The sequence below is a fragment of the Bacillus sp. FSL R5-0820 genome, from assembly GCF_038593385.1.
In the GTDB taxonomy this organism is placed as follows: domain Bacteria; phylum Bacillota; class Bacilli; order Bacillales; family Bacillaceae; genus Bacillus; species Bacillus altitudinis.
This window is the reverse complement of record NZ_CP151991.1, coordinates 2,542,234-2,559,093: the sequence shown is the minus strand read 5'-3', so window position 1 is coordinate 2,559,093 and position 16,860 is coordinate 2,542,234. Positions and strand designations below refer to the sequence as shown.

The 16,860-nt window shown below is 42.0% G+C and carries 16 protein-coding genes and 1 other annotated feature; of the genes, 14 read left to right on the top strand and 2 right to left on the bottom strand.

What is annotated here, in order from left to right:
* The first annotated feature begins 29 nt into the window (after positions 1–29).
* The 14 genes from polA to NST15_RS13130 all read left to right on the top strand — a co-directional run bounded on the left by polA (position 30) and on the right by NST15_RS13130 (position 15,238).
* Positions 30–2,669, top strand: coding sequence for a DNA polymerase I (polA, locus tag NST15_RS13195; protein WP_342498580.1), 2,640 nt, complete (start codon positions 30–32; stop codon positions 2,667–2,669).
* A 25-nt stretch (positions 2,670–2,694) separates the two neighbouring features.
* Positions 2,695–3,528, top strand: coding sequence for a DNA-formamidopyrimidine glycosylase (gene mutM, locus NST15_RS13190; protein WP_017358266.1), 834 nt, complete (start codon positions 2,695–2,697; stop codon positions 3,526–3,528).
* Between the two features lie 174 nt (positions 3,529–3,702).
* Positions 3,703–4,335 (top strand): sporulation membrane protein YtaF, encoded by a 633-nt coding sequence (gene ytaF, locus NST15_RS13185; RefSeq protein WP_007501684.1) that lies wholly within the window; start codon positions 3,703–3,705, stop codon positions 4,333–4,335.
* A gap of 13 nt (positions 4,336–4,348) precedes the next feature.
* Positions 4,349–4,954 (top strand): dephospho-CoA kinase, encoded by a 606-nt coding sequence (coaE, locus tag NST15_RS13180; protein WP_035701967.1) that lies wholly within the window; start codon positions 4,349–4,351, stop codon positions 4,952–4,954.
* Positions 4,955–5,126: 172 nt separating this feature from the next.
* On the top strand, positions 5,127–6,149 hold the full coding sequence (locus NST15_RS13175; RefSeq protein ID WP_008346043.1) for a glyceraldehyde-3-phosphate dehydrogenase: 1,023 nt from the start codon (positions 5,127–5,129) through the stop codon (positions 6,147–6,149).
* A 235-nt stretch (positions 6,150–6,384) separates the two neighbouring features.
* Complete coding sequence (gene speD / locus NST15_RS13170) at positions 6,385–6,765, top strand: adenosylmethionine decarboxylase (RefSeq protein ID WP_003216492.1); 381 nt, start codon at positions 6,385–6,387, stop codon at positions 6,763–6,765.
* 185 nt (positions 6,766–6,950) lie between these two features.
* A complete protein-coding gene (locus tag NST15_RS13165) occupies positions 6,951–7,337 on the top strand; it encodes a hypothetical protein (RefSeq protein ID WP_008346039.1) in 387 nt (128 codons plus the stop codon).
* 4 nt (positions 7,338–7,341) lie between these two features.
* Positions 7,342–7,800: a transcriptional regulator NrdR gene (gene nrdR / locus NST15_RS13160; protein ID WP_003216720.1), complete on the top strand. Its 459-nt coding sequence runs from the start codon at positions 7,342–7,344 to the stop codon at positions 7,798–7,800.
* A gap of 99 nt (positions 7,801–7,899) precedes the next feature.
* Positions 7,900–9,321 carry a replication initiation and membrane attachment family protein gene (locus NST15_RS13155; RefSeq protein WP_019743723.1) on the top strand — a complete coding sequence of 474 codons (1,422 nt, stop codon included), beginning with the start codon at positions 7,900–7,902 and terminating at the stop codon, positions 9,319–9,321.
* 17 nt (positions 9,322–9,338) lie between these two features.
* Positions 9,339–10,268, top strand: coding sequence for a primosomal protein DnaI (gene dnaI / locus NST15_RS13150; RefSeq protein ID WP_008346034.1), 930 nt, complete (start codon positions 9,339–9,341; stop codon positions 10,266–10,268).
* Positions 10,269–10,300: 32 nt separating this feature from the next.
* Positions 10,301–10,939 (top strand): TVP38/TMEM64 family protein, encoded by a 639-nt coding sequence (locus NST15_RS13145; protein WP_008346032.1) that lies wholly within the window; start codon positions 10,301–10,303, stop codon positions 10,937–10,939.
* A gap of 60 nt (positions 10,940–10,999) precedes the next feature.
* A complete protein-coding gene (ytxC, locus tag NST15_RS13140; RefSeq protein WP_008346029.1) occupies positions 11,000–11,869 on the top strand; it encodes a putative sporulation protein YtxC in 870 nt (289 codons plus the stop codon).
* A 43-nt stretch (positions 11,870–11,912) separates the two neighbouring features.
* Positions 11,913–12,160, top strand: a binding site (T-box leader).
* A gap of 45 nt (positions 12,161–12,205) precedes the next feature.
* A complete protein-coding gene (thrS, locus tag NST15_RS13135) occupies positions 12,206–14,146 on the top strand; it encodes a threonine--tRNA ligase (RefSeq protein ID WP_007501674.1) in 1,941 nt (646 codons plus the stop codon).
* A gap of 171 nt (positions 14,147–14,317) precedes the next feature.
* Complete coding sequence (locus NST15_RS13130; protein ID WP_019743725.1) at positions 14,318–15,238, top strand: methyl-accepting chemotaxis protein; 921 nt, start codon at positions 14,318–14,320, stop codon at positions 15,236–15,238.
* 55 nt (positions 15,239–15,293) lie between these two features.
* Here NST15_RS13130 and NST15_RS13125 read toward each other — a convergent pair whose 3' ends face one another.
* Positions 15,294–16,073, bottom strand: coding sequence for an HAD family hydrolase (locus NST15_RS13125; RefSeq protein WP_035701960.1), 780 nt, complete (start codon positions 16,071–16,073; stop codon positions 15,294–15,296).
* A 136-nt stretch (positions 16,074–16,209) separates the two neighbouring features.
* The gene (locus NST15_RS13120) at positions 16,210–16,785 is read right to left on the bottom strand and encodes a DUF4352 domain-containing protein (RefSeq protein ID WP_035701957.1); all 576 of its coding nucleotides are present in this window, start codon (positions 16,783–16,785) and stop codon (positions 16,210–16,212) included.
* Positions 16,786–16,860 lie beyond the last annotated feature (75 nt).

Below are 16,860 nucleotides of genomic sequence, written 5' to 3'. Positions count from 1 at the left end.
AGCCGGCTCAGTCGATGGAGGATTAAAAGATGACAGATCAAAAGAAATTAGTACTTGTGGATGGAAACAGTCTCGCTTATCGAGCTTTTTTTGCTTTGCCGCTATTATCCAATGATAAAGGCGTACATACAAATGCCATTTATGGCTTTGCGATGATCTTAATGAAGATGCTTGAAGACGAGAAGCCGACTCATATGCTCGTAGCATTTGATGCGGGTAAAACCACCTTCCGTCACGAGACGTTTAAGGAATATAAAGGCGGAAGACAAAAAACTCCGCCAGAACTATCAGAACAAATGCCATTCATCCGTGAGCTATTAGATGCTTATCAAGTGAAAAGGTACGAGCTTCCGCAATACGAGGCGGATGACATTATCGGCACACTGGCTGTAGAGGCAGAAAAGGACGGCTTTGAGGTCAAGATCTTCTCAGGAGATAAAGACTTAACGCAGCTTTCAACAGACCATACAACAGTAGCCATTACGAAAAAAGGTATCACAGAAGTAGAATATTACACACCGGCACATATTGAAGAGAAATACGGACTCAGGCCAGATCAAATCATCGACATGAAAGGGCTGATGGGAGACTCATCAGACAATATCCCAGGCGTGCCTGGTGTCGGTGAAAAAACAGCGATCAAATTACTAAAGCAGTTTGAAACGCTTGAAAATCTGCTTGATCATATTGACGAAGTCAGCGGGAAAAAGCTAAAAGAAAAGCTTGAAGAATATAAAGAACAAGCGGTGATGAGTAAAAAGCTGGCGACGATTCTCGTAGAAGCACCCATAGATGTGTCAAGCAAAGAGCTCGCCTATGAAGGTCCTCACATGGAGCAGGTCATCTCGCTTTATAAAGAACTGGGCTTTCAAACGCTGCTAGAGCGTTTAGGAGAAGCGCCAGAATCAGATGAACCAGTTGAAATAGATGAAATAGATGTGAAGAAAATGACAGATGTTACGGAGGACATGCTGACAGATCACGCTGCACTTGTGGTAGAACAGCTAGGAGACAATTATCACGAAGCCGATTTGATAGGGTTTGCGATCCATAATGAGAACGGTGCATTTTTTATGACAAAAGAAGATGCTCTGCAATCTGAAGCATTTAAACAATGGGTACAGGATGAAACGAAGAAGAAATGGGTCTTTGATTCCAAAAGAGCGGTTGTTGCCCTCAGATGGCATGATGTCGATCTTAAAGGTGTCGATAACGATGTCCTGCTCGCTTCCTATGTGGTCAATCCGCAGAAATCTTATGAGGACGTTGCAAGTGTGGCGAAGGAATATGGCCTGAACATTGCCCTTTCCGATGAAAAAGTTTACGGAAAAGGAGCGAAACAGGCGATTCCACCTGAAGAAGAGCTAAAAGACCATCTTGGAAGAAAAGCAGCAGCGATCTCTGCGCTGCATGATTTGACCCTTGAAGCGTTAGAAAAAAATGATCAGCATGAGCTGTATGAAGATTTAGAGCTGCCACTTGCCCTCATCTTAGGTGAAATGGAATCTCTTGGGGTAAAAGTGGATGTTGAACGTCTTCAGAAAATGGGTGAAGAACTCACGAAGAAGCTGAAGGAATATGAAGAAACCATTCATCGGTTAGCAGGAGAAACATTTAACATCAATTCACCGAAGCAACTTGGTGTGATTTTATTTGAAAAATTAGGACTACCCATTATCAAAAAGACCAAAACAGGCTACTCTACGTCTGCGGATGTCCTTGAAAAGCTTGAAGACAAGCACGAAATTATTCGGTCCATTCTGCATTACCGTCAAATAGGAAAGCTGCAATCCACTTATGTGGAAGGCTTAATGAAAGTGACGCGCAAAGATACGCATAAAGTGCACACAAGATTTAATCAGGCACTTACACAAACAGGAAGACTAAGCTCAACAGATCCAAACCTTCAAAACATCCCGATTCGTTTAGAAGAAGGCCGAAAGATTCGTCAAGCGTTCGTCCCGTCAAAAGAAGGCTGGCTCATGTTTGCGGCTGATTATTCTCAAATTGAGCTGCGTGTACTCGCGCACATTTCTCAAGATGAGAACTTGATTGAAGCCTTTACGCAAGATATGGATATTCACACGAAAACAGCAATGGATGTGTTCCATGTGTCAGAAGAAGAAGTGACTTCCTCTATGAGAAGACAGGCCAAAGCTGTCAACTTCGGAATCGTGTATGGAATTAGTGATTATGGACTGTCTCAAAACCTTGGGATTACAAGAAAAGAAGCAGCGGCCTTCATTGAACGTTATTTAACAAGCTTTAAAGGCGTGAAAACCTATATGGAAGACATCGTGCAGGAAGCAAAACAAAAAGGGTATGTGACCACGCTTCTTAAACGCAGACGATATATCCCAGATATCACAAGCCGTAATTTTAATGTGAAAAGCTTTGCGGAAAGAACGGCAATGAACACACCGATCCAAGGCAGTGCCGCCGATATCATCAAAAAAGCGATGATTGATATGGCACGAAAGTTAAAAGAAGAGAACCTGCAGACAAATCTGTTATTGCAAGTGCACGATGAACTGATCTTTGAAGCGCCACAAGAAGAAATCGCCATACTAGAAAAAATCGTCCCTGAAGTCATGGAAAATGCACTTCAGCTCGATGTGCCGCTAAAAGTCGATTTCGCTTCAGGTCCATCTTGGTACGACGCAAAATAAAGAGAGAGAAAAAGGAGCGAGGAGCATGCCGGAATTACCAGAGGTTGAGACCGTCCGGCGCACTCTTCAGCGGTTAGTCAAAGGAAAAACGATTGAAACGGTCGATATCAAATGGCCAAATATCATCAAACGTCCTGGGGAACCGGAAGAGTTCGCTAGAAGGATGGTAGGAGAAACCATTCAAACCATTGAAAGAAGAGGGAAGTTTCTACTCTTTCATTTAGACCACTATGTGATGGTCTCCCATTTAAGAATGGAAGGGAAATACCGTGTACATGAAACTGGTGAGCCTTATGATAAACATGTACACGTCGTCTTTACGTTCACAGATGGTACCGAACTTCGGTACCATGATGTCCGTAAATTTGGGACGATGCATCTATTTCAGCCAGGCGAAGAAGAAAAAGAACTTCCGCTATCACAGCTGGGATATGAACCTTTTTCAGACTCATTTACACCAGAATATTTATGGGAGCAATTAAAGAAAACCTCCCGCGTGGTCAAAACGGCTTTACTTGATCAAAAGATTGTGGTTGGCCTTGGTAATATTTATGTAGATGAAGTGCTGTTTAAATCAGGCATTCATCCAGAAACAAAAGCGAATCAGCTAAGTCTTGCATCTTGTAAGGTGCTCCACAAACATATTATTGATACGCTTCAAGTGGCTGTTGATGCAGGAGGTAGCACCATTCGTTCCTACATCAATTCACAAGGTGATATTGGGACTTTTCAATTACAGCTTCTTGTATATGACCGGCGGGGAGAACCTTGCCAGACGTGCGGAAGTATCATAGAGAAAACAGTGGTGGGAGGGCGCGGCACTCATTTTTGTGTGACCTGCCAAAAACGCCCTTCATAAAAGTAAGCCGTCAGCATGCTTCCTTTTTGCCATGCATACGATAAAAAACATTCTTTTTTCAGCAAGGTGTAGACTGACACACAGCCCACCTGCTCTTCATATAGTGAAGAAGAGTCTAAGGACGCCTAGAGACTCTTGATCATCGTTGCATGAACAGAAAGGAAGAGTACAGGTATGATTTCGTTTTCGCTTCTGTTTTTAGCTATTGCCGTCAGCATTGACAGCTTTTCTGTAGGTTTTACGTATGGTCTTCGCAAGATGAGGATTCCATTTAAAGCCATCGTTATTATTGCTTGCTGTTCAGGAATTGTGTTGCTCATTTCCATGCTGATTGGCAGCCTGCTCACGACATTCCTCCCTGTCTCAGTGACAGATAAACTGGGTGGAGGCATTTTAATTGCTATCGGACTTTGGGTTCTGTATCAATTTTATAAACCAGCGAAAGAGCGTGATTTGCTCCTTCATGAAAAAACACTTCTCAATGTAGAAGTGCAGTCTCTTGGGCTTGTCATTCATATTTTGCGAAAGCCTACAAGTGCAGATATTGACCGCTCTGGCACCATTAATGGAATGGAAGCGGTGCTTCTTGGAATTGCTTTATCCATCGATGCATTTGGTGCAGGGATTGGTGCAGCGATTCTTGGTTTTTCTCCAATTGTCATGAGCATCACGGTCGCTGTGATGAGTTCTCTTTTTGTATGCATCGGACTGCGTGCAGGTCATTATTTGGCCAATTGGCGCTGGATCGATAAACTCGCATGCTTACCAGGGCTGCTGCTCATTTTAATTGGGGTGTGGAAGCTGTAAAGGAGGAAACGAATTGACGCTCGTCATTGGATTAACAGGCGGGATTGCTAGCGGAAAAAGCACAGTCTCGCAGATGATAAAAGAGAAAGGCATTCGGGTGGTGGATGCAGATATCATTGCAAAAGAAGCGGTTTCTAAAGGAGCGCCTGCCCTTCATCAAATCGTTCAAACTTTTGGTGAAGAGGTTCTTCTGCCAAATGGTGAACTGAACCGGCAGCAGCTTGGAGCGATCATTTTTTCTGATGAAGAGAAAAGAAAAAAGCTCAATGCCATCGTTCATCCTGAAGTCAGAAAGGAAATGCTCAAGCAGCGTGATGAAGGGGTCAGCAACCAAGAAACTTTTGTTGTGCTTGATATTCCGCTCCTATTTGAGAGCAAGCTGGAAGGGCTAGTCGACCGTATCATCGTTGTGTACACGACGCCTGATTTGCAGCTGTCGCGGCTCATGAATCGAAACGACCTGAGCGAGGAAGAAGCGCTGAATCGCATTCACTCCCAGCAGCCTCTTGAGGAGAAATGCCAAAAAGCAGACCGTGTGATAGAAAACACAAAAGATCTTGCTTTTATTAGAAAGCAATTAGAGAACATATTAAACGAATGGGAACATACAGATAAGTAAGAGTACATACAGTACTCTTCTTTTTTTATGCTTTTTTCGTCAATTTCATTGCAAAGAACAGCCCTTTTTTGAAAATATACGTTTATATACTGGCAATTACATTCTAATGTGATATACTAATTTCATAAATAAATTTATTGAGTATAACACATAATAGAGGAGTGACCTGTTCATGAAGGTAAAAGCAGCGATCAATGGGTTTGGCAGAATTGGACGCATGGTCTTCAGAAAAGCAATGCTTGATGATCAAATTCAAATTGTAGCGGTGAACGCAAGCTATCCTGCCGAAACGCTAGCACATTTAATTAAATATGACACAAATCATGGACGTTACGAATGCGATGTGACAGCAGAAGATGACGCTTTGATTGTCAATGGAAAAAGAGTGCTTTTGCTTAATAATAGAGACCCAAAGCAGCTTCCATGGGGAGAGCTTGGGATTGATATCGTGATCGAAGCAACAGGGAAATTTAATTCAAAAGATCAAGCGATGGGCCATATAGATGCCGGAGCGAAAAAGGTCGTACTTACAGCTCCAGGTAAAAATGAAGACGTTACAATTGTAATGGGTGTCAATGAGGATGATCTTGATCCTGAAAAGCACGTCGTTATTTCAAACGCATCTTGTACAACAAACTGTTTAGCGCCAGTTGTCAAGCTGTTAGATGATGAATTTGGCATCGACAACGGCTTAATGACAACGGTTCATGCTTATACAAATGATCAAAAAAATATCGACAACCCCCACAAGGATTTGCGCCGGGCAAGAGCATGTGCCCAGTCCATCATTCCAACGACGACGGGTGCCGCTAAAGCGCTTTCTTTAGTGCTGCCGCACATGAAAGGGAAATTACATGGACTTGCACTTCGCGTACCGGTTTCAAATGTGTCGATGGTTGATCTTGTGGTCGACTTGAAAAAAGATGTCACAGCAGAAGAGGTCAATGCTGCCTTTGCAACGGCTTCAAAAACATCTCTTGCTGGCATATTAGATTACACCGATGAACCACTTGTCTCCACAGACTTTAACACAAACCCTTATTCTGCTGTCGTTGATGGACTTACAACGATGGTGATGGAAGGCAGAAAAGTAAAAGTTCTTGCATGGTATGACAATGAATGGGGCTATTCTTGCAGAGTGGTTGATCTTGTAAAGTTTGTTGGTTCCCAGATGAAAGAGCTTTCAGCTGTTTGAAATGAAGAAGACTGAACGTCCCTTTTCAAGAAATGAGAGAAAATCCCACTAAAAACACAGCTTGCAAAATGGGTCTAAACAAAGTATACTATTTTTCGTGAACTTCTTGTTCGCAGACTCATTCGGGTATACTTAAAGGGTTAGGACCTCTTTGGACTAACTTTCCCCCGTGGTATATGTCCGGTCCGGCTGCTTAGAACTTCACTCTTTCATTCTTGTTTAAGGGGGGTCCATGATGGAAACAATCGGACGTCACGTTATCTCCGAGTTATGGGGATGCGACTGTGATAAACTGAACGACATGGATTTTATTGAAAAAACGTTTGTAAATGCAGCTTTGAAATCAGGAGCTGAAGTAAGAGAGGTTGCTTTTCACAAATTTGCACCTCAAGGAGTAAGTGGAGTTGTCATTATTTCTGAATCTCATCTGACAATTCACAGCTTTCCTGAACATGGTTATGCGAGCATAGATGTTTATACTTGCGGCGATCTAGATCCGAATATTGCAGCAGATCATATCGGAGATGAACTAGGTGCTGAAACAAGAGAAAACATCGAAATTCCTCGAGGCATGGGACCTGTACAAGTGAAACAGGCGCAAGCCAAAGCACTGTAAACATAAAAAAGATTGCAATGGGAGCTGGCCAAAAGCATTAAATGCCTTTGTGTTATGCTCCTTTTTATATTTGTTCCATACACGGGCATCCAGCATGATCCAACCTGTCTATACTTTTGTTCTAGGAAAACAAAGGTTTTTTTTATAAAATAAAGAAGAGGGTTTATGACAAAGGGGATACGTGTATGACTTTAGGGCAAAAGCTAAAACGATTCATTTCAAATCATACAGAAACATCTGACCATCATCCAGTGTCAGAGCTGAAAAGCCATTACTACAAATCGACACAAACTCAAGCTTTTCAAGCGGTAGAAGCTGTTCTTTCAAGAAACGATTCCTATCAAGTGACATCTGTTTCAGCAGAACGAGGTGAAATCAGCGCAAACATACGAACGCCGAAAAAAGCTTTTCTCGTGGCGACTGTCATTTCAATTCGTCCTTTTGAAACAGCTGTCGATTTTAATGTGACAACAGAAACAGCACTGCCAACAGACTTTGGCTACAGTCAAAAGGCTGTTTTGTCCCTTTATAAAGAACTAGACAAACAACTTCCAAGAAGAGATCGGAGCTGATGAAATGAAATGTCCCACATGTCAGCACCTTGGCACAAGGGTGCTTGATTCAAGACCAGTAGATGAAGGAAAATCCATTCGTCGGAGAAGAGAGTGTGAAAGCTGTCAATATCGCTTCACGACGTTTGAAAAATTAGAAGAATTGCCATTGATTGTGGTGAAAAAAGAAGGAATTCGAGAAGAATTCAGCCGGGAAAAGATGCTGAGAGGCCTCATCAAAGCGTGTGAAAAACGTCCTGTCGCTTTAAAACAGCTTGAGGATGTCTGCTTTAACATCGAGAAGGAATTGCGTAACCAAGGCATGTCAGAGGTGAAAAGCGAGCTTGTAGGGGAAATGGTGATGGACGAGCTGGCGAAAATTGATGAAGTGTCTTACGTCAGGTTTGCTTCGGTATACCGTCAATTTAAAGATATCAATGTATTTATTGATGAATTAAAAGATTTATTAAAGAAAGAACGCTAAAAAAGAGCTGAAGATTCTTCATGCTCTTTTTCCTGCGTAAAGCGTAAAACGCAAAAAGAGTGTACAATGAAGACAACCGTATTAAGGGAGGATCAGCATATGACAGAGCATTGGAAGGAAGTGCTAGCCGTCGATCCGTATGTCGTCAAAAGCGCTTCATTGCTCGGTGACATCGATAGACAGCTTATTACTCTTTTATATCAGCCGCTTATTGGCATGTCCGCTTTCAGTTTATACATGACGCTGTGGGGAGAGCTGGAACAAAATCGAATGTGGGGGAAACCCGCACCTCACCGTCAGCTGATGGTGATGCTGCAAACGAATTTAAATGATATTTTTGAGGAGCGCTTAAAGCTTGAAGCGATCGGATTACTCCGCACATATGAACAGGAAACGGAAGAAGGCAGACTGTTTACATATGAGCTCGTGCCGCCGCTGAGACCGGATGAATTTTTCCAAGACGGTATGCTGAATGTCCTTTTGTATCATCGGGTAGAGAAAGCAAAATATATGCAGCTCCGTGATTATTTTTCTTATCCAGGAGTTCCTGCTGATGCAAAGAACATCTCCCGATCGTTTGAAGAAGTGTTTCACGTCTTGCAGCCAGGAGAGCGCAAGATGACAGAGGAAATCAATCAGGCGTCATCGCTTGATGAGGGCTACGAATATGTGACAGTTGGCTCAAGTCAGCCTGCACCGCTTTCAGATGAATCTTTTGATTTTGATCTCCTGTTAGCAGGCATGTCGGACATGATGATTCCGAGAAAGGCTTTAACAAAGCAAGTGAAAGAAACAATTAAGAAGTTAGCTGTCGTCTATGGCATCACACCGCTGCAAATGCAAAATATTGTCGCAGGTGCCTGTGGTTCAGATCAGATGATATCAACTGAGGATCTGCGAAAAGCAGCGAGAGACTGGTATCAAATTGAATACAGGGGCGAACAGCCGAAGCTGATTGATCAAAAACAGCCAAGGCATTTACGTCACGATGCCACGCAGCCAGGTGCAGATGCGCCTGATGCGAAATTGATTGAAAAGCTTGATCATATTTCGCCTAGAGAGCTTCTAAAAGATATGGCAGATGGCATTGAGCCAACATATGCAGACTTAAGAATTGTTGAAGATATTATGCTTGAGCAGCAGCTAGAGCCTGGGGTCATGAATGTCCTGATCTACTATACACTGCTAAAAACGGATATGAAACTGTCCAAAACATATATGCAGAAAATCGCCGCCCATTGGGTGCGAAAGAAAATCAAAACCGTGGCAGCTGCTATGAAAATTGCCAAAGAAGAGAATAGGCAAATGACAGAATGGGCGCAGCAAAAAAATAAGCGTCAATCCTATGGATCAGGAAAAGTGATCCGCGAGGAGAAGCTGCCTGACTGGATGAAAGAAGCTGAAACGAAAGAACAGCCCGCAAAAGAACAGACAGATAACTTGTCTACAGAGGACCTTGAACGAGAAAAAGAAAAATTGTTAGATCAGTTTAATAATATGAAAAAGTACAATGCACATTAATGTGAGGTGAGATGGAGATGAAACCGATCGGTCGTTCATTTGATCAGCTAAAAGGGCGGGTAGATTTTCGCGTGAGATACAATCAGATTAAAGAAAGTGTCCTAGCTGATGAAGATGTAAAAGCTTTTTTAAAGGAGCATCAAGAGGACATCCAAGAAGACATGATCAATCGCAGTTTGAACAGGCTCTTTGAATATGTACAGCAATCAAAGGGCTGTTCTTACTGCTTAGAGGAAGAGAATGTAAATGTCATTTTAGACGGGTATCACCCGAAGCTTGTGATCAAAGGTCAGAGCATTGATATTGAATATTCCCCTTGTCCTGTCAAACTGCGGCTTGATAGACAGAAAAAACAGCAAGAACTCATGAAAAGTATGTATATTCCGCAGAATGTTCTTCAAGCGACGTTTGCTGATTTAAATGTGGTTGGAAGACAAGAAGTCATTCAAAAAGTAGGTCAATTCTTGCAAAGTTATGATGAAACAGGTAAGGGCAAAGGCCTCTATTTACATGGAAAGTTTGGGGTCGGAAAAACATTTATTCTGGCAGCGATTGCGCAGCAGTTAGCGGTAAAAGAGTATCCATCTCTCCTTGTATACGTGCCTGAATTTGTGAGAGAGTTAAAAAATTCGTTAGCCGATCATACACTCGAAGAGAAGCTGAATATGGTCAAATCAACACCGATTTTAATGCTTGATGATATTGGAGCAGAGTCGATGACAAGCTGGGTACGAGATGAACTTTTAGGAACAATCTTGCAATACCGCATGGCAGAGCAGCTGCCGACTTTTTTCTCTTCTAATTTCTCACCGAATGAGTTAAAGCATCACTTTACGTACTCACAGCGCGGGGAAAAAGAAGAGGTGAAGGCAGCTCGATTAATGGAACGTATTCTCTACCTAGCTGAACCAGTTTTGCTTGAAGGGGAAAATCGCCGTCATTTATAAAAAGATAGGTCACGTGAAGGGGAGCGGATGAGATGAACAAAAGAAAATGGCTGCTTTTTCTCGTGATTGGCATTCTAGCTGCTGTGCTATGGTGGCTCAACAAACAGCATCTTCAACTGTCGCCGAAAGATGTGAAGAATTGGATTCTTCAATTTGGGATGCTGGCTCCCTTTGTCTTTCTTTTCTTATCACTTTTTCGTCCATTTGTGCTTGTCCCTCTCACCGTCTTTTCGCTAGCAGCGGGTTTGGCATTCGGCAGTGTCCTTGGGACCATTTATGCCTTAGCTGGTGCGACAGCAGGTGCAACAGGATCTTTCCTGCTTGCCTCAACCTTCCGTTCAAACAAGCAAGAAACTGAATCAAGCAATCGGAAGCTAAAAGCGGTGACGTCCCGTATTCAAGAACATGGATTTCTTTATATCCTCTTATTACGCATTGCACCCATTCACTTTGATTTTGTCAGTTATGCCGCAGCAGCTTCACGTGCGAATTACCGTGCATTTGCGGCAGCGACTTTTTTAGGATTAATACCTGGTACTGTGGCGTTAAATGTCCTTGGATCAAGCTTTGTGAGCGGAAATTATGCCGCCTTAGCGATTGTTTGTTTGATTTATTTGATCTTTATCTCAGTGCCACTGATTTTAAAAAGAAAGATGCCTGATTTATTTTAGGCGTCTATTTTTTATGTTCCCCCCATATATATGTAACAGATGTCGTTAGGGGGGACAAACATGCTTGAAATAATCTTTGAAGATGAATATGATACCGCCGCTTTTTTACATCTTGCTGAACACTTGGACAGTCGGCATCACATTTCGATTCAACAAGGGAAAGACCGGCTTCTCATAGAAGCGAAGAAATCAGGAGAAGCCATAGAGCACATTGTGCGGACATTGCTGATTCACTTTTTTTTGGAATGCAAAGAAAATGAACGCATGCGCAGCATCCTTGAAAACACATACTTATTTAAAGATCCAGAAGAGCAGCACCAAATTCTTTCAATCGCCCATAGCATCATGAAAGGGGATCTAGATGATATCCCTGGAATTCATCAAGACCCGCCGAGGGAGGATCTGTTAAAAAAAGAGCTTGAGACGATTTCTTTACAGAAAGGTGTTTTTTCCATTGGTTCATTTATGACATTTAGGCTCTCAGCGTATGACAGAAGGCTGAAGAACTATGTTGAAGTATCCATCGAAGAATATAAAATGGAACAAGAATATCAAAACTTTATTCAATCCCTTCGAGACTATGTGATGTCAAGAGAACCTAAGCTTGAAAAAGTACATGTTGTGCATCAGGACCGCCTGATGATTTGGGAATTTCGGTACGCTTCTGAGCGTGATCAAAAACAATACATAGACAGACAGTTTGTAAGAGAGCATCCAATGTATATTGATTCGCAGTTGATTGCACCGCTAGTATCCATTGCGCCACAAAAAATTGACCTATTTACAGATGATACAGGTCACTCGATGGTGCAAACCATTCAAAATATTTTTCAAGAAAGAGTCGAGGTATTCCCGCCTCATTCGTTTCAAGAACAGCATGTACAATTTGTTCCTAGCCATTTGGAAAAGAAAAGTGAAAAGCTTTCTTGATTTTCACGAAAAAACGTTTTATAATACGGTGTAACTTCATACAGAGACCGTATTGATAAGGACATGAACAAATGAACACCCGCTTAAAGAGAGGGAAGCCGCGGCTGAAAGCTTCCTAGCAGAGGACCATTTGCTTTACCACCTTTGAACATCAGCTGTGAACTGTTTAGTAATAGCTGACGGGAATTCCCGTTATTGAACCACAAGCCGTATTTGCTTTTGACAAAGCAAGCTGCAAATACGGGAAAAAGGGTGGAACCACGATTCCGTTTATTCAACCTCGTCCCTTTCCAGGGGGCGGGGTTTTTATATTGCCAAAAAAAGGAGTGACTAGAGATGTCAGAACAAATTCAACTTACATTTCCCGATGGAGCAGTCAAGGAGTTTGACAAAACAGCTACAACAGAAGACATCGCGGCATCAATCAGCCCAGGCCTAAAGAAAAAAGCGCTTGCCGGTAAATTGAACGGCAAAGAAATAGATCTGCGTACGCCGCTGTTAGAAAGTGGAACAATCGAGATCATCACAGATAAGAGTGAAGAAGCGCTCGATATTATGCGCCACAGCACAGCGCATTTACTAGCACAGGCAATCAAACGCATTTATGGAAAAGAGCATCACGTCCAGTTTGGCGTAGGCCCTGTCATCGAAAATGGCTTTTACTATGATGTCGACATCGATGTAGCGATTACACCTGAAGATTTACCAAAGATTGAAAAAGAAATGAAAAAAATCATTAACAGCAATTTGCCGATTGAGCGCATTGAAGTTTCAAGAGAAGAAGCGAAAGCACGCTTTGAAGCAATTGGCGATGAATTGAAGCTCGAGTTGTTAGAGGCAATCCCGGAAGGCGAAGCTGTCACAATTTATGAGCAGGGTGAATTCTTCGATCTATGCCGCGGCATTCACTTGCCGTCTACAGGGAAAATCAAAGAATTCAAGCTGTTAAGCCTTGCAGGTGCTTACTGGAGAGGCGACAGTAACAACCAAATGCTTCAGCGTATTTACGGAACAGCTTTCTTCAGTAAAGAAGAATTAAACGAGCATTTACGTCTGCTTGAAGAAGCAAAAGAGCGCGATCACCGTAAACTAGGAAAAGAATTGAAACTGTTTGCGAACTCTCAAAAGGTGGGCCAAGGTCTTCCGCTCTGGCTGCCAAAAGGGGCAACAATCCGCCGCGTCATTGAGCGTTATATTGTTGATAAAGAAGTACGCCTTGGTTATGAGCATGTGTATACACCCGTTCTTGCGAGTGTGGAATTGTATAAAACATCAGGCCACTGGGCGCATTATCAAGAAGATATGTTCCCGGTCATGGAAATGGACAACGAAGATCTTGTCCTTCGTCCAATGAACTGCCCGCACCATATGATGATTTATAAAAATGAACCTCATAGCTATCGTGAACTGCCAATTCGGATTGCAGAGCTTGGAACAATGCACCGCTATGAAATGTCAGGCGCTTTATCCGGCCTTCAACGTGTTCGCGGGATGACATTAAACGATGCCCATATCTTTGTTCGTCCAGATCAAATCAAAGATGAGTTCATCCGCACAGTTCGTTTAATTGAAGAAGTGTATCAAGACTTCGGCTTAAATGATTATACGTTCCGCTTATCTTACCGTGATCCAGAGGATACAGAGAAGTATTTTGACGATGATGCGATGTGGAATAAAGCGCAGTCCATGCTGAAAGATGCAATGGACGAGCTTGGACATGACTACTATGAAGCAGAAGGCGAAGCGGCATTTTATGGTCCGAAGCTTGACGTCCAAGTAAAGACGGCCCTTGGAAAAGAAGAGACTTTGTCTACTGTACAGCTAGACTTCTTACTTCCAGAGCGTTTCGATCTCACATATATCGGAGAAGATGGAAAACATCATCGTCCGGTTGTCATTCATAGAGGAGTTGTGTCCACAATGGAACGCTTCGTTGCCTTCTTAATTGAAGAATACAAAGGAGCTCTTCCAACATGGCTGGCACCTGTACAATTCCAAGTCATCCCGGTTTCACCATCTGTCCATCTAGATTACGCGAAAAAAGTGCAAGAACGTTTGCAGCTTGAAGGACTGCGTGTAGAACTAGACAGTCGTGATGAAAAAATAGGGTACAAAATTAGAGAAGCGCAAATGCAAAAGATTCCGTACATGCTGGTTGTCGGTGATCAAGAAGCAGAAAATGGCGCGGTCAATGTAAGAAAATATGGGGAACAAGATTCAGAAACAATGGACCTCGAAGCTTTTGTGAAACATGCAGTCGCAGAAGCAAAAAAATAATGAAGGCAAACGAAACAGTCAGTGATCTCATCTCTTGAGGTTGCTGGCTTTTTTCTTATGGAAAAAAATTCTCCACTGGTGATCCAAGTGCGCAAATGATACGTTTAGATAGTACGAAAGTATGGGTAAGTATGTACTATTAGATAGAGGCAAATTGGGGGAATGAAAGCGATGATTCAAACAACAAACACTTCATCAACACAAGTATTGGAGCAATCAGCTGTGCTTCGTGCGCTAGAGCACTCACTGGCGATGATTGAATTTGATGTCACAGGTAAGGTCCTATGGGTCAATGATATTTTTGCAAAAGCCATGAGATATACAAAGGAAGAAATGATTGGTTTAAAGCATAGACAGTTTTGTCCTCCGCATATTGCAGAAGACGCAAGTTATCAAATGTTTTGGAAGCGTTTGAAGAATGGTCAAGTGTTTCAGGAAAAGGTGCAGCGGATCACGAAGTACGGTGACACCTTATGGCTTGAAGCGACGTATACACCAGTGCTCAATGAAGAGGGGAACGTAGTGGCCGTCGTGAAAGTGGCAACAGATATTACGGAGAGAGAAAACACAATGAAGCAGGTAGTAGAAGACCTAAAGGATATGTCTGCAAAATTAATGGAGCGAGCGGAAATCGGCATCCAGCATAGTCAAAGTGTAAATGCTTCTTTTGAACATATTGCGAGTGAAACGGATCAAAACATGAGTTTGCTAGAAGGGCTAACAGAGCAGGTGGAGTCGATCAGCTCAATTGCTACAACGATTAACAGTATCGCTTCCCAAACGCAGCTGCTCGCATTGAACGCGGCCATAGAAGCTGCGCATGCGGGTTCCTATGGAAATGGCTTTAGTGTCGTAGCGGCAGAAATCCGTAAGCTTGCGACAGATTCAAAGGAAGCGATCGTAAAGGTGGATCGTTATGTGAAGGCGATCCATTTAGAAGTTGAAAAGGTCAGCAACGGAACAAGCCGTGCAAAGACAAGCGTGTTTACAAACCGGGATCTTGTCAAGCAGGCAAGCGAGGAATTCATGAATGTAGGAAAAGCAGCACGCGGCTTAGATCGACAAGCACAAAGTCTAGCAGCAATTGTTTAGCCGAAAACGAAAAAACACCCAATCTCAATCAGGAGAAGGGTGTTTTTCCTATGGTTTATTTTAAAATATCAAACAATTCGTGTAAGTCTTTAATTTCATAATCTGGTGTCACATCTGTTTCATTTTTCTTGCCATGACGATTGATCCAAACGGTTTGAATGCCTACGCGAGAAGCTCCGAGAATATCTGTTTTTGGATTATCTCCTACCATGATGACGTCATCTTTTGTGAGATTTAACAGCTGAAGGCAGTGCTCAAAGATGCCAGGATCAGGCTTTCCTTTCCCATAATCTCCTGAAATCACAATTTCATTAAAGTAAGGGGCAAGTTCCGGGACACCTGCAAGTTTTTCTTTTTGCAGACTAGGATCTCCATTTGTTAAAAGGAGTAATTCATAGCTGCCCTTCAGGCGCTCTAAAACAGGATACGTTTCTTCATAGACATACGGGCGTTTTCTGCGCTCTGCTGCAAAGAAATCTGCTAAGTATTGACCAAATACTTCATCGTCAATTCCTGCCTCTTTTAAGCCGTTCGTCCAAGCGTTTTTGCGATACTCTGGTGCAAGGGCGTTCAGCTTTTGAAAGCCTTCGCTAATCGGCTCACTAAAATTGGACCACAGTCCTTCAAAAGGATTAATTCCAATCATGACAGTATAATCATATGTTTCATAAGAAGAGTACAGCTTTCTTGCTTCTTCACGCACAATCTGTTCAAACGATTCTGGATCAAGTCCATATTTCTTTTCCGCTTCCCTGCATGTTTCCTGAAAAGTGGTATGAATGCTTTTTTCATCCCAAAGCAAAGTATCATCTAAATCGAAAAATACGGCTTTCATGATCTTCTCCCTTGTTATGTATGTAGTTACCCTCAATTGCATGTGACAGGCTCATGTTCATTTTACAATAGAAGTTTTAGAGTTTAAATAGATTATTTAGTAATAAAAAAAGTGCACAAAAATGTGCACTCTTACATTATTTTGATAAATCAATGGTCTTATACTTACCGCCAGTCCATCCTAGTCCTGATGAGACTTGAAGCGAGAATTTCTTTTCGTTTGGAACTTCAAAAGCAATTTTACCTTTTTTAGATAATTTAGGATTTATTTGTTTTAAGAAGAAACTTGAATCGATATCATTGACATACATGTTATTTGTTGCGAGTGATTTGTATTCTGTACCGTCTTTGCCAATTAACCTAAACATCTCAGTATCTACCGTTCTATCTTTTTTACCTGTATTTATGACCGTTACTTCAACAATCACGAATTTGCCGTCTGTCGTTACATCGCTCATATACTGTTTTTGTAAAGATTTCGCTTCTGTTACGCTGTTTACTTGATAAGTAAAGTCTTCGACTGCTACTTTATCTCCAATTTTATGCGTTTTTTCTTTATCATTTTTCTTTTCGCTACTCGTTACTGCATTTTTAGAACCAGTATTTGATGTATTATCTTTTTTGCTGCCGCCCCCAGCCATACAAGATACAAAGATAATAATCAAAATGAGAATAATGATACTAAGACACCCAATCTTAAAAAACTTTTTCAAATAAATCCCCTACTTTTCCTTATTTTATTAAATGAATTTGAATACCTCACCAATGATAAGACTAAAGAATTATAA